14 protein-coding genes are annotated in these 13620 nt (G+C 65.8%); 10 read left to right on the forward strand and 4 right to left on the reverse strand.

The window, feature by feature from the left end; translation table 11 throughout:
- The first annotated feature begins 102 nt into the window (after positions 1–102).
- Entirely contained in the window at positions 103–1236 is a 1134-nt protein-coding gene (locus tag MET49242_RS11525) for a GTP-binding protein (RefSeq protein WP_036287821.1), read from the forward strand.
- 6 nt (positions 1237–1242) lie between these two features.
- On the opposite strand, the gene MET49242_RS11530 is transcribed toward MET49242_RS11525, so the two are convergent.
- The gene (locus MET49242_RS11530; protein WP_036283054.1) at positions 1243–1767 is read right to left on the reverse strand and encodes a DUF6101 family protein; all 525 of its coding nucleotides are present in this window, start codon (positions 1765–1767) and stop codon (positions 1243–1245) included.
- Positions 1768–1988: 221 nt separating this feature from the next.
- Here MET49242_RS11530 and MET49242_RS11535 point away from each other — a divergent pair, with 221 nt between their 5' ends.
- From MET49242_RS11535 to lpxK, 4 genes are all read left to right on the forward strand, one after another.
- On the forward strand, positions 1989–2807 hold the full coding sequence (locus MET49242_RS11535) for a 3'(2'),5'-bisphosphate nucleotidase CysQ (RefSeq protein WP_036283056.1): 819 nt from the start codon (positions 1989–1991) through the stop codon (positions 2805–2807).
- A 2-nt stretch (positions 2808–2809) separates the two neighbouring features.
- A complete protein-coding gene (locus tag MET49242_RS11540; protein WP_036283058.1) occupies positions 2810–3064 on the forward strand; it encodes a DUF4170 domain-containing protein in 255 nt (84 codons plus the stop codon).
- Positions 3065–3197: 133 nt separating this feature from the next.
- Positions 3198–4475: a 3-deoxy-D-manno-octulosonic acid transferase gene (locus MET49242_RS11545; protein ID WP_036283060.1), complete on the forward strand. Its 1278-nt coding sequence runs from the start codon at positions 3198–3200 to the stop codon at positions 4473–4475.
- A gap of 5 nt (positions 4476–4480) precedes the next feature.
- Positions 4481–5482 (forward strand): tetraacyldisaccharide 4'-kinase, encoded by a 1002-nt coding sequence (gene lpxK / locus MET49242_RS11550; protein ID WP_036283062.1) that lies wholly within the window; start codon positions 4481–4483, stop codon positions 5480–5482.
- Here the strand turns inward: lpxK and MET49242_RS11555 are convergent.
- Positions 5466–5687 (reverse strand): DUF2093 domain-containing protein, encoded by a 222-nt coding sequence (locus MET49242_RS11555; protein WP_036287823.1) that lies wholly within the window; start codon positions 5685–5687, stop codon positions 5466–5468. The genes lpxK and MET49242_RS11555 overlap by 17 nt on opposite strands.
- A gap of 295 nt (positions 5688–5982) precedes the next feature.
- On the opposite strand from MET49242_RS11555, the gene MET49242_RS11560 reads away from it, so the two are divergent.
- Positions 5983–7059: a DGQHR domain-containing protein gene (locus tag MET49242_RS11560; protein WP_036283064.1), complete on the forward strand. Its 1077-nt coding sequence runs from the start codon at positions 5983–5985 to the stop codon at positions 7057–7059.
- Here the strand turns inward: MET49242_RS11560 and MET49242_RS11565 are convergent.
- Entirely contained in the window at positions 7018–9021 is a 2004-nt protein-coding gene (locus MET49242_RS11565) for a glycosyltransferase (RefSeq protein WP_051134155.1), read from the reverse strand. The two genes, MET49242_RS11560 and MET49242_RS11565, sit on opposite strands and share 42 nt — an antisense overlap.
- A gap of 114 nt (positions 9022–9135) precedes the next feature.
- Here MET49242_RS11565 and MET49242_RS11570 point away from each other — a divergent pair, with 114 nt between their 5' ends.
- From MET49242_RS11570 to MET49242_RS11585, 4 genes are all read left to right on the forward strand, one after another.
- Positions 9136–10017, forward strand: coding sequence for a transporter substrate-binding domain-containing protein (locus MET49242_RS11570; RefSeq protein ID WP_244430798.1), 882 nt, complete (start codon positions 9136–9138; stop codon positions 10015–10017).
- 145 nt (positions 10018–10162) lie between these two features.
- Positions 10163–11110 (forward strand): right-handed parallel beta-helix repeat-containing protein, encoded by a 948-nt coding sequence (locus tag MET49242_RS23380; RefSeq protein ID WP_051134156.1) that lies wholly within the window; start codon positions 10163–10165, stop codon positions 11108–11110.
- A 49-nt stretch (positions 11111–11159) separates the two neighbouring features.
- Positions 11160–12095: a hypothetical protein gene (locus MET49242_RS11580; RefSeq protein ID WP_036283068.1), complete on the forward strand. Its 936-nt coding sequence runs from the start codon at positions 11160–11162 to the stop codon at positions 12093–12095.
- Between the two features lie 82 nt (positions 12096–12177).
- The gene (locus MET49242_RS11585) at positions 12178–13098 is read left to right on the forward strand and encodes a right-handed parallel beta-helix repeat-containing protein (RefSeq protein ID WP_036283069.1); all 921 of its coding nucleotides are present in this window, start codon (positions 12178–12180) and stop codon (positions 13096–13098) included.
- A gap of 15 nt (positions 13099–13113) precedes the next feature.
- Here MET49242_RS11585 and MET49242_RS11590 read toward each other — a convergent pair whose 3' ends face one another.
- Positions 13114–13533, reverse strand: coding sequence for an Hpt domain-containing protein (locus MET49242_RS11590; protein WP_036283072.1), 420 nt, complete (start codon positions 13531–13533; stop codon positions 13114–13116).
- Positions 13534–13620: the final 87 nt, after the last annotated feature.

The raw sequence follows: 13620 nt of genomic DNA on the forward strand, positions 1-13620 counted from the left end.
GATTGTCTCGGCACGCCCGACCGCCCGATCCCTAGAGCCGCGCCACCAGCGCGCCGTCTCTCGGGATGCGGGCGTGAGGGCTCGTGAAACCAAGGAATGATCGTGACCGATAAAATTCCCGTCACCGTCATCACCGGCTATCTTGGCGCCGGCAAGACGACGCTTCTCAACCGCATCCTCACCGAGCAGCACGGACGCCGCTACGCCGTGATCGTCAACGAGTTCGGCGAGATCGGCATCGACAACGATCTCGTCGTCGGCGCGGACGAGGAAGTCTTCGAGATGAACAACGGCTGCATCTGCTGCACCGTGCGCGGCGATCTCATCCGCATCATCGAGGGGCTCATGCGCCGGCGCGGCAAGTTCGACGCCATCATCGTCGAGACGACCGGCCTCGCCGACCCCGCGCCCGTCGCGCAAACATTCTTCGTCGACGCCGACGTGAAGGACGCCGCGCGCCTCGACGCGGTGGTGACGATGGCAGACGCGAAATGGCTGAGCGAGCGGCTGAAGGACGCGCCGGAAGCGAAAACGCAGATCGCTTTCGCCGACGTCGTCATCCTCAACAAGACCGACCTCGTGACGCCGGAAGAACTGGAAGAAGTCGAGGCGCGGATTCGCGGCATCAATCCATACGCGGCGCTGCATCGCGCGGTGAAGGCGGATGTTCCGCTGAAGGCGGTGCTGGAGCGCAACGCCTTCGATCTCGATCGCATCCTGAAAATCGAGCCGAATTTCCTGTCGGCCGAGGAACACGATCACGACCATCATGATCATGTTCATGATCACGACCATCATCATCATGACCATCACCACGGGCATGATCACGAGCACGGTCATGAGTGCGGCCCGGACTGCGGCCACCATCATCATCATGAAAAGCACGAACATCACCACCACGACGACCACGGTCATCTGAAGGCGATTCACGACTCGGAGATGCAATCTATCTCCATTCGCCACTACGGCGAGGTCGATCCCGAGCGCTTCGTGCCCTGGCTGAACGAACTCGTTCAGCGCGACGGGCCGGACATTCTGCGCTGCAAGGGCATCATCGCCTTCAAGAACGAGCCGCGCCGCTTCGTTTTTCAGGGCGTGCACATGATCCTGGACGGTGATCTGCAACGCGAATGGAAGGACAATGAGAAGCGCGAGTCGCGCCTCGTCTTCATCGGCCGCAAGCTGAAGGAGGATGAAATCCTCTCCGGCTTCGCGCAGGTCGTCGGCTCGGCCTGAGCCGGCTCATTCGTAGCAGATGATCTCGCGCTCACCGGCGAAGACGGCCTCCATGCGGGCGGCGTCGCCGGCCTTGCGGCGCGACAGGAAGCGCGGACGGCGCTTGAGCACGTTCACGTCGCGGCGGCGCTGCACGCTCGCCTGAGCAGGCGTCGCGGCGTCGATCGGGGCGAATTCGCCATCCTCCAGCGCCAGACGCGGCAGGTCCAGAAAGGCCGCCCAATATTTCCACTCTGCCGCAGCCTCGCCGCCGTCCTGCGTCTCCGCCAGCACGATGTCCAGATCGGCGTCGCGATGGGCGAGCGACAGACGGTAGCAAGGCGCCCCGTCGCGGCCCTCTCGCACGTCGAGGGCGACGCCGTGATAGGCGGGGACCGGCACCGCGATCATCATGTCGACGCCGCCGAAGCGACGGGCGATGAGAATGTCGCTGCGCGTGACGCGGACGCGGCGGGCGCCGCCGTCGGCCCGGCGGTCCCGCTGAACGAGAAACGCTTCCTCGACCTTGCGCGCATTGCCGGCTTCGAACATGGGCCCCTCCTCAAGGCGTGATCTCTTTGTCCCGGTCATCTTGCCGCGCCATGCCCGCCGGAGTCCCTAAAAACACTGGTGAACGGCGCGTAAATCACTGCTTTTACACTGCAATTGAGCGATGAGGGTGAAGCCGCGGGAAACGGAATAGATCAAATTGTCGATATTTCGCCCATGCGGGCGTCTTGCGGCCCGGCGGCGCGTCGCCTACTGATTTTGCAATGCACATTTCCCGAAACGACCTCGCTGCTTTCCTCCCGCGCCTCGAAGCCGTGACGCGGAAAGCCGGCGACATCGCCATGTCCTATTTCCGGCCCGGACAGCGCACCGCCGCCGCGGTCACCTACAAGGGCGGCGGCTCGCCGGTGACGGAAGCGGATTTCGCCGTCGACCGGTTCCTCTTCGAGGAAATGCGCCGCCTCGCGCCGGAGGCGGGCTGGCTCTCCGAGGAAACCGCCGACAGCGAAGCGCGGCTCTCGCGCGAGCAGCTCGTCGTGGTCGACCCGATCGACGGCACCAAGGCTTTTTCCAACGGCGACGCGCGCTGGGCGGTCTCGATTGCGCTCGTGGAGAAAGGACGCCCAACCGTCGGCGTCATCCATGCACCCGCGCTGGGCGAGACCTTCACCGGAGCGGCGGGGCTGGGGGCCTTTCTCAACGGCGCGCCGCTCCTGACGCCGCCGCGGGCCGGAATGACCGGCGCGGCGATCATCGCGCCGCGGTTCCTGCATCCCGAACTCGCCAAGCTGCCGCAGAAGCTCGTCATCGCGCCGCGCACGCCGTCGCTCGCCCTGCGGCTCGTCGACATCGCGACCGGCCGCCACGACATCGTCATCGCCGCGCCCGACGCGCGCGACTGGGACATCGCCGCCGCCGACATCATCCTCCATGAAGCCGGCGCCGCGCTCAGCGAAGCGGAAGGCGCGCCGTTGATCTATAATCGCCGCTCTCTGGCGCGCGGCATGCTGGTCGCGGCGCCGAAGCCGCTACTCGACGAAACCCTCACGATCGCACGGACTGTTGCGGAAGGAGCCTATTAGAAATGACGAAGCAGGCGACGAAGGCAAAGAAGGACAAGCAGCTTCTGCATCTCGTGTTCGGCGGCGAACTCGAGTCGCTTGACGGCGTCACATTCCGCGACCCCTCGAAGCTCGACATCGTCGGCATTTATCCCGACAATGACAGCGCTCTCGCGGCCTGGAAGGCGAAAGCCCATTCAACGGTCGACAATGCGCACATGCGCTATTTTGTCGTGCATCTTTATCGTCTGCTCGACCCCGATCACGAGGAACTGTAAACGGCAGGCTTTCCAAAATTCGCCGGTTTTGCGAAGAATATAGATGTTTCTCGCCGCGAGGCGGAGCGGTTGCGATGACCACGCGCCGCGCCTGTCCGCGACACGCGCGTGCGTTTCATAAGACCAAGGAAACATGCCGCTATTAAAGCTCTATCGGGCAGCGACCATTCTCGCGACGCCTTTCGCCGGCGTCGTTCTCAGGCGGCGCGCGGGTCAGGGCAAGGAAGACCTTGCCCGTCTCGACGAGCGCATGGGGCTCGCCAGCCGTCCGCGGCCCGAGGGGCGACTCGTCTGGCTCCATGGCGCCAGTCTCGGCGAAAGCCTGTCGCTGCTGCCATTGATCGAGCGCTTCATCCAGCGCGGCGCGGAAGTGCTGGTGACGAGCGGGACAGTCTCCTCCGCGCGCGTTCTCGCCGCGCGCCTGCCGGCCGGCGCCTTTCATCAATACGCCCCGCTCGACGCGCCGAAATTTGTCGAACGTTTTCTCGATCACTGGCGCCCCGACATCGCGGTCTTCGCCGAGTCGGAACTCTGGCCCAACATGGTCGCCGCCGTGCGCGCCCGCAACGTGCCGCTGGTGCTCGCCAACGCCCGCATCTCGCGCAAGTCCGCTGAGCGCTGGCGCAATTTGCCCGGCGCGGCGCGCATCGTCTTCGGCGCCGTCGATCTCTGCCTCGCGCAGGATTCCGACAACGCCGCCCGTTTCCTCGCGTTGGGCGCGCCCTGCGTGCGCATCACCGGCAATCTGAAATTCGACGTGCCGCCGCCGCCGGTCGACGCGGCGAGGCTCGCGGAATTCAACGGCGCCGTCGGCGCGCGCCCCGTCTGGGCGGCTGTCTCCACCCATCCGGGCGAGGAGTCGATCATCCTCGAAGCCCATGCGGAACTGGCGCAGCAGATCCCCTCGCTGCTGACGGTGATCGTGCCGCGCCATCGCGAGCGCGGACCCGAGATCGCGCAGATGGCGCGCGACAGGGGCTATGTGACGGCGCTCCGCTCGCAGGACGGCGAGCCGCGGCGCGACGTCGACGTCTATGTCGCCGACACGACGGGCGAACTCGGGCTCATCTTCCGCAGCGTCGGCGTCGTGTTCATGGGCAAGTCGCTCGTTCCCGGCGGCGGGCAGAACCCGATCGAGCCCGCGAAGCTCGGTTGCGCGGTGCTATACGGCCCGAATGTCGAGAATTTCAACGAGGTGTATAGCGAACTCGCCGCCGCCAAGGCCGCCGCCCGCGTCACCGACGCGGCCGTCCTGGCTCGCGCGGCGCATTATCTGCTCTCGGAGCCCGCCCGGATGCGGCGCATGGGCCGCGCGGGCGCCGAGACCGTCGAGAAACTCGGCGGCGCCTCGCGCGGGATCATGACGGCGGTCGAACCGTTCCTGGCGCAACTCGCCGTCGCGGAAAGGTGATCCCGATGCGCGCGCCGAACTTCTGGCGCGCGGATGGTTTGTCCGCCCGTCTCCTGGCTCCGGCCGGAGCCGTTTATGGCGCTGTCGCAAAGACGCGGCTCGTCCGCAGGGCGCCGCGCGCCGCCCTGCCAACCATCATCGTCGGCGGACTGACGACCGGCGGCGACGGCAAGACGCCGCTCGCGCTGGCGCTGGCGGAGAGCCTGTTGGCGCTCGGGGAACAGCCCGCGATCCTGACGCGCGGCTATGGGCGAAAGCTCGGGCGCCGCGAGCCCTTCGTCGTCGACTCCAGCCATGTGGCCGAGGATGCCGGCGACGAAGCGATTCTGCTCGCGCGCGTGGCGCCGACGATCGTCGGCGCCGACCGCGTCGGGGGCGCCGCCATGGCGCGGGAGTTCGGCGCCAGCGTCATTCTGCTCGACGACGGCTTCCACAGCCGCCGGCTCGCGAGTGATCTCGTCCTGCTCGCCATCGATTCGGATTACGGCGCCGGCAACGCCCGCTGCCTGCCGGCCGGGCCCCTGCGCGCGCCGCTCGACGCGCAGCTTTCAGCAGCGGATGCGCTGGTCGTGATCGGCGATGGCGCGCAAGGCGCGAAGCTTGCGCGGCAATCGGGGAAATCCGTTTTCACGGCCCGCATCGTTCCCGATCCGAAGTCGGCGGGCGCTCTGGCGGGCGCGCGGGTCGTCGCATTCGCAGGGATTGCGCGGCCCGACAAATTCCTGCGCACGCTCTCGGAAACCGGAGCGGAAATCGTCGCGACGAAATTCTTCGGCGACCATCATCGCTTCTCGCGGAGCGATTACGCCGCGCTTTCGAGCTTGCGGCGCCAATTCGACGCACGCCTCGTGACGACGGAAAAGGACGCGGCGCGCATCGACGCGTCAGCCGCAGGACTTCGCATTGAAACCCTGCCCGTCACGCTCGCTTTCGACGATCCCGCCGCAATCGAGGCGAGGCTTTCCGCCGCGCTCGCGCGGCGGGCGCGGATCAGTCGGGCTTCTTGACCCCGAGCCGCATCAGCTTGGCGTGCGGGCCGCTGTAGGGCTCCTGCAGATCGACGTTCCAGTAGCGCAAATCCTCGAGCGGGATCGGCTCGCCCGTCACGGCGCAGCGCACATAGGCGCCCGGCTTGCGAACGCGATATTCGCCGTCGAGAAATTCAACAACGGCCTCGTCGGCCGGCTGAGGGGTGCGTTCGTAGCGGTTCATGCGGAATCTTCTGTTAAAGCGCCGCGAGAGCGGTTGCCCCGTCAGACGCTGCAGCGCCGAGATGATCGACCTCATTGGCGACATTCGAATTAGATCGGCCACCACGGCCGCGGGGCAACCCTACATCCGCGCGCGCGCTAACGGAAGAAAATTCGCGCCCTTTCCGACCCATGGCGGGGCTTTGCGTCTTGTTCTCGTCGTTATTCGAGCCTACCCTTTCGGGGAGTACCGGTTTTGATTCGTCGAGTCAGCTTTTGCGAACGCTGTCAAGTTCGCGCTTTCGAGGGATCACCAGATGGATCGGGACACGATAGGCGACCTTGCCGATTCCGCCCCGCTTTCGGGCGACGATTCAAACTTCTCCAGCGCAGAGACTTCGCATTCCTTCGACGGCAAGTTCGTCACCGACAAGGCGCTCGTCGTCGAACAGGGAAAGCATCGCTTCTATTCGCTGGTGCTGCCGAGCGATCTCCTCGGCGAGACCTGCATGGTCGAGCCGCGCAACGAAAATCCGATCGACGGCTTCCAGAGACTGCTCGACGAACGCCGCGCGAAATCCATCGCCCGCTATATCGACGCCGGCTTCGGCACGGTGCCGGGAGCCGTCGTGCTTTCGGCCCAGAGCCGCGCGCATCTGCGCTACGACCGCGCGACGGGGGCGCTGACTTTCCGCAAGGACCCCCGCTCTTTCCTCATCATCGACGGCCAGCATCGCGTCTATGGCTTCAAGCTCGCGAAAAACGCCGTCAGCGTTCCCGTGGTGATCTACAACAGGCTCACCCGCGCGCAGGAATGCCGGCTGTTCATGGACATCAACACCAAGCAGCGCCCGGTGCCCAATGAATTGCTGCTCGACATCCGTCGCCTCTCGGAGGTGGAGACGGAAGCCGAAGCGCTGATGCACAATGTCTTCGACCTCTTTCACACGCGCGAGGACAGCGCGCTCGCCGGCTATCTGAGCCCCGCGGAACGCAGGAAGGGCCGGATTTCCCGCGTGACGTTCAACGCCGCGCTGCGCTCGATCAGGAGCGCCTTCGTCGGCGCGCCGGCCGAGGAAGTCTACGCGGTTCTCAACGCCTATATGCGCGCCTGCCGCCACGGGCTCGGACTGCATGGCGTCGATGAGAACATCGCCAATCCGGTGCTGTTCAAGACGCTGATGCTGCTCTTCGTCAATGTCGCGGAGCGCGTCGCGGACCGCCATGGCGGCAATTACACGGTGCGCAATTTCGAGGATGTGCTGATCCCCTTTTTCCGCCGCCTCAAGAAGAGCGACCTTCCGCGCGCCGGCATGGGCCATCTCGCGCTGCACGAGCATTTCAGCAAGGCGCTAAGCGCGGGGTTCCTGCTCAAGCAATGGCTCTTCGCCTGAGGCGAAGGGCGCGGGGTGGAGAGCGCCGCGCATGGTGAGCCCGTGCTCGGTCTTCTCCCAGTGAAACGGGCGGCTCCAGAGTTCGAAAAGCGCGCGCCAGGCCGCGATGCTGAGCATCGCCAGCCATAAGGGCAGGCAAAGCAGCGCGCGCCACTGCGCGGTGAGCTTGCGCCGATACATGCCCAAAATCAGCGGCCACAGCAGCGCGACGGCGCCTGAAATCGCCAGAAAGCACCAGAGCGTGCTGCAAATGATCTCGAAACCCGTCTGCGGCTCGAAAAGCGCGCCGAAGGCCGCGTCGTAAACCAGCCGCGCCGCAAGCAGCGGACCGAGGAGCGGCCCGAGGAATCCGCCGACGAACATGGCGCAAACCGCGCCGGCGCGGCGCGGGCCGAGGTCGGCGAGAAGCCGCAGCGGATGGCGGCAATGGACGATCGCCGTCTGCATCCAGCCCTTGAACCAGCGCGTGCGCTGCTTCACCAGCGCGCGGAAAACCGCCGGCGCTTCCTCATAGGTGTCTGAGGAAAAGGTGCGCACCCCATAGCCCGCGCGCGCGAGGCGCAGGCCGAGATCGGCGTCCTCGGTGACGTTGAACGCGTCCCAGTAGCCGATCTCGCGCAACGCCTCCATCCGGAAATGATTGGACGTGCCGCCGAGAAAAAGCGGCAGCCCGAGCGCGGCGAGGCCCTTGTTGAAGACGTCGAACAGCGCGGCGTATTCCATCGCGAAAAGCGACGTCATCCAGTTCAACGCGCCATTGTCGATGACGAGGCTCGCCTGCAGGCAGGCGACATCGCTCGGCAGATGCGCGAACAGCGCCGCCGCGCGGCGAAGCTGGCGCGCGTCGGGGAGATCCTCCGCGTCGAAAACACAAACAAGCGAACCGCGCGCGAGCGACATGGCGATATTGAGCGCGCGCGGCTTGGTGCGCGGCTCGCCCTCGGGGCAGACGACAATCTCATGCGGCGCGCGCGGCGCATGAGAGCGCAAGGCGGCGGCGGTCGCCTCGTCATCCTGCTCGATGACGAATTTGACGTCGAGCTTGGCGCGCGGATAGTCGAAACGGTCGATGGCGCGCGCAAGCTGCCGCGCCACGGACGCCTCCTTGTAGAGCGCGATCACGACCGTATAGACCGGCAGCTGCGCGTCGCGGATCGAGCTCACGCGATCGTGGATGTCGCCTCGCGCCGCGCAGGCAGCGAGGCGCAGGAAGACGCTGGAGAGAAAGGCTACCGCAAGCAGCAGCGCGGCGGCGAGCGCGACCGCCTTCACCGGCGCGAAAAGGCTCGCAATCAGCGCCGCCAGGGCGCCTGTGGCGAGCGCGAGCGGCGCGCGACGCAGCGAGCCGCGCACGCAGAGCGCCCGGTCGACGAACTCGGCGGAATGGGCCGCGACATGCGCAACGTCTTTCGGCGCGGCGCGGCGCACCGCCTCGATGAAGCGCGTGCGCGTCGTGACGGCGAAAAGCGGACGCCCCCCGGCGTTGCGCGCCGCGCTCATCAGCCGGAAGATTTCGGCGCCCACCGGCGCGAAGAGCCACTGCACGCCGCATGCGGCGTCGCGAAGCCGGGCGTAGCCGAGACGGGCCGTCACGACGCTCGCCGGCGCAACCTCCACCGGCTCGTCGATGAAGGCGACTTTGAGATGATCGGCGAGCGAACGGTAGTAGACGTCCTCGCGAACGAGCCCCTCGGCGAGCAGCGCCGCGTCGGCGGACACGCCCTGACGGCGCGCCGTTTCGGCGGCGTATCGCAACACTTCCTCCGGCACGCCATAGGCGATGAGAAAGCTGATTTCGACCGGAAGCGCGCGCGGCGCAGGGACTTTCGCGCTCGCCGGCCGCCTCTGGACGGAAGCCGGAAGCTCCGTGGAGAGCGCGCGCCGGCGGTCGACAGGGCGCGTATCTTCTCTTTTGAGAGAAGGAGAGGCGGACGAAAAACTGTCGACCGACGCCATGCTCATGAACTACAAACTCAAATAAGACGCTGCGGTAGCAGTCTGTAGACGACTATCGTCCGCGAGCTTTGCCTTGGCAATGAATTTATACGGATTATCAACAGGGGGCCGGGAGCGGGCGTGAAAGCACTTCCCATGAGCGTCGTCGCCGCGTGGCGAGGGCTTCGCCGCCCTGCATTGTTCGGAGGGCTGGCGCTTCTTTCCTTTCTGGCGGGCGCGACGGCCGGGGAGACGCCGGCCACCGCGCCCCCGTCCTTCTGGGACTCCAATCGCACCCTCGAAAAGCCGGATCTCTCCGGCGTTCGCCAGATCCGGTTTCTGACGGAAGACGACTTCCCGCCCTTCAACTTCCTGTCGGCCGACGGCCAGGTGGCGGGCTTCAACGTGGACCTTGCGCGCGCGATCTGCGCGGAGCTCGACGTCCCCTGCACCATCCAGCGGCGCAGCTGGGAGCTGTTGATCCCGTCGCTCGACGACAACAGCGGCGATGCGATCATCGCCTCGCTCGCCATCAATTATGAGACGCGCAAGCAGGTCGACTTCACCGCCCCCTATTTTCTCACGCCCGGGCGCTTCGCCATGCGCACGGACACGACGCTGAAATCGGCGTCCCCCGACGCGATCGGCGACCGGCCGGTGGCGGTCGTCGGCGGCTCGCGTCATGAAGCTTTCCTCAAGGCCTTCTACCCGAAAGCGACGCTCGTTCCCTTCGAGACGCCCGCGCTGGCGCGCAACGCGCTGAAGGCCGGACGCGTGCAGGCGCATTTCGGCGACGCCGTCACACTCTCCTACTGGCTCAATGGCGCGGAGGCTGGCGGCTGCTGCGAATTCCGGGACGGGCCCTTCACAGATCCCCGCTTTTTCGGGGAGGGCGTCGGCATTGCGGTGAAGAAGGGAAACAATCAGTTGCGCCGCGCGCTGGACTATGCGCTGGCGAAGCTCGCCCGACGCGGCGTTTTCGGCGAGATTTATCTAAAGTATTTCCCGGTCGGGCCTTTCTGACGCCGCGCGGGACGGCGGCGTCGCCCGGCGTTAAGCAAATGTAAAAACTCCGCCATCGAATGTGTTTCAAATTGTAGCGCTCAAGCCTGATGCGGTGTAAATCCGTCGCATCAGGCTTATGCAAACGCATTTTCAGGAGCGCGCTATGACATTCCGCCCCGCTTTCGTCGCCCTCGCCGCCATCTCCAGCCTGGGCGTCGCCGCCACGCCGGCCCTTGCGCTGTCGCCGCGCGTTTTCGTCTCAGGCAAGGGCGCCAACGCAGCCGGATGCGGGACGACGGCGCCCTGCCGCACTTTCCAATACGCCCTTGCGATGGTGTCGGCCGGCGGCGAGATCGTCGTGATGGACTCCGGCGATTACGGCCCCGTGCGGATCACCAAATCGGTGAGCATTGTCAGTGACAGCGGCGGCGTCGCCGGGATCACCCAGACGGGCGCGGGCGCGGCGATCGACGTCGCGGCGGGCGTCGCCGACAAGATCGTCCTGCGCGGCCTCACAGTCGACGGCGCCGGCGCCGCCGCCTATGGCCTACGTGTGACGAGCGCGGCGAGCGTCGATGTGACGGACTGCGCTTTCAGAAACTTCCGCGCCGATGGAATCCACGTCAACGCCACCGGCGGGCCCTTGTCCTTCTCGCTGTCGAAGGTCGACGCCTCCGACAACCGCGCGAGCGGCATGTTCGTCACCGGCGCCTACAAGATCACCGGCAGGATTGCCGACAGCAACTTCGATCGCAACGGGATCAACGGCTTTTACGCGCTGAACTATCAGGCCGCCGCCGTCGCCGGGCTGATGACGCAAGTGGCGATCTCGGGCGGCGAAGCCCATGGCAACGCCTTCGGCTACCGCGCGGAAAGCACGGTTTCGACGAGCCCCGTGCATCTCACGCTCGACGACGTCACCGCCTCGAAAAATTCCACCGCCGGCGTCTCCAGCGTCGGCAATATTCTCGAGACGCGAATTATGAAATCGGTCATCGCCTACAACCGGGTCGGCGCGAGGGGCGTAAAGCTTACCTCCGCGAAAAACAACGTCTTCTCGGGAAATACGACCGATCTGGCCGGCGCCCTCGGCGCCGCGCCGGCGTTCTGACTCGCCCCGCGCCGCGATAACGATCGAACCGATTTTCACGAGGTCTCACATGCGTTTCCAACGCCTGGCCGCGCTCGCGGCCGTCTCGACGCTCGCCGCGTCGCCCGCATTCGCTCACTCGCCACAGGTCTTCGTGTCCGGAAAGGGCGCCGACAGCGCCGGCTGTGGAACGACCGCCGCGCCCTGCCGCACCTTTCAATACGCCCACGACTCGGCCGTGACGCCGGGCGGCATGATTGCGGTGATGGATTCCGGCGACTATGGGCCGGTGCGGATCACCAAATCGGTGAGCATCGTCAACAACGGCGCCGGCGTCGCGGCGATCGGCCCCAACGCGCAACTTTCGTCGATCGAAGTCGCCGCCGGCGCGGACGGCAAGGTTGTTTTGCGCGGCCTGACCGTGGACGGCGGAAAGACCGGATTTCTGGGATTGCGTATCGTCAGCGCCCGGGCGCTGGACGTGTCGAAATGCGGTTTCCGGAATTTTCTCGGATCGGGCATGGCGTATGAGGGAGGGTCGGACATGTCCTTCCGCATCGCGGACTCGGAGTTTTCCGATAACGTCAACAGCGGGATACAGTTCGCCTCGATGAACGAGCCGAACATCGACGGCGTGATCCGGAACAGCCGCTTCAACCGCAATGGCGCCGGCTTCCTGGGCGCCGTCTTTTATTCGCCCTTCGGCAGCAACCGGACTTTCCGCGTCGTGGTGAAAGACGTCGAAGTCAATGGCGGACGAGCGGGTTTCGAACTGACCAACCCGTCGCCAAACACATCGCTCACTCTCACGGGCGCAACAATCGGCGGGGCCTCGCGCGCGGCGCTCATGGCCAGTTTCTCCGCGCCCCAGATACGTCTTTCGCGCTCTGTCCTGATCAATAATCTCAACCCTTGGGAAGGCGGCGAAGGCGTCACATCGTCCGGCGACAATCAGGTGATGCTGAGCGCGACGACGCTCCCCGCGCCGATCATTCCGATGAAATAGGGCGGCCCCGCCCGCTCCTGCTTCGAGGCGGCGCGCCGCCCCCTCCCCAATCGATATTCATGAATTTTCTGGAGGTCACGACATGAAGTTCCGCTCGTTTCTGACCACTGTGGCGACTTTCTCCGCCCTCGCGGCGAATCCTGCCTTCGCATTGTCGCCGCAGGTCTTCGTCTCCGGAAAGGGCGCCGATCGCGCCGGCTGCGGAACAACAACGGCGCCCTGTCGCAGCTTTCAATACGCGCACGACGCGGCGGTGACGGCCGGCGGCATGATCGCAGTCATGGATTCGGGCGACTACGGCCCGGTGAAAATCACCAAATCCGTCAGCATCATCAACAACGGCGCCGGCGTCGCGGCGATCAGCGCCGCTTCCGCGAGGACTGCGATCGAGATCGACATTCCCTCATCGGGCCGGGTCGTGCTGCGCGGCCTGACGGTCGACGGCGGCAAGACACAGGACTGGGGCCTGCGGGTTCCAAACGCCGCCACGCTCGAAATATCGAAATGCGTTTTCCGGAACTTCAATCAGTCCGGCATCGCCCTCGCCGGATTCACGCAGCTGTCTTTCATCATCGCCGACACGGAGTCCTCCGACAATCTCCGTTACGGGCTCGAAGCCACCGGTCCGGTCTCCATCGACGGCGTGATCAGGAACAGCCGCTTCAACCGAAACGGTACGGGAATTTCCGCGGGGCCGAGCTACCGCTCCATCGATCCGGGCGTGCGGCTTGTCGTCAAAGGCGTCGAAGTGAACGGCGCCAATAAGGGTTTCGCCATGTGGGGTTATGACCCGACCCGTGATGTCTCGACGCTCGCGGGCGTCAGCATCTCCAACACCTCGACCGCGCTTTTAGCCTCCCTGTCCGGCGCGCTCCGCGTCTCACGGTCGACCTTCGTAAACAACAATGAGGTCGGCGGCTTCGGGCTGGTCACGTCTTCGGGCGACAATCAGGCGTCCTTGTACAACGTCGGGCCGACCATGACTGTCGTCCCGATGAAATAGCGCCGGGAGCGGCGCTCACGCCTTCTCGAAAAGCGCCGCAATCTCGGCTCGCGCGGTCCCTATCGCCGCCGCGAGCCGCTCTTGCAGCGCTTCCGCGCAGGGGTCTCCGCTGCGCAGCGCCGACTCATAGGCCTCGGCCGCGGCGCCCAGGCCGAAGGCGCCGACGGCCCGGGCCGAGCCCTTCAGCGTATGGGCGAGATCGGCGCGCCAGCCGCTTTCCCCGGCGCCGCAAGGCGCGGCGAGACGGGCGGCGAACTGCTCCGCCTGACGGTCGAAAAGCGTCAGCAGCTCGGTCTCCAGCGCATGGTCGCCGAAGGTCTGACGGGAGAGATGGACGAGGTCGAGAACCGGCTCCTCCGCCGCGGGAGCGCTCCCGGAGTCGCGGTCCGGCGCCGGTCCACAGGAAAAAGACTCGGCCAAAGCGGAATTAACCATAATGCGGCTCCCTTCATTGTCGCGCCAAGCCTGCCGTCTGGAAAATCGCTGCGCTTACAAGGCTATAGATAAGCAGGGCCGTTGCGC

Source organism: Methylocystis sp. ATCC 49242, assembly GCF_000188155.2.
Lineage (GTDB): Bacteria > Pseudomonadota > Alphaproteobacteria > Rhizobiales > Beijerinckiaceae > Methylocystis.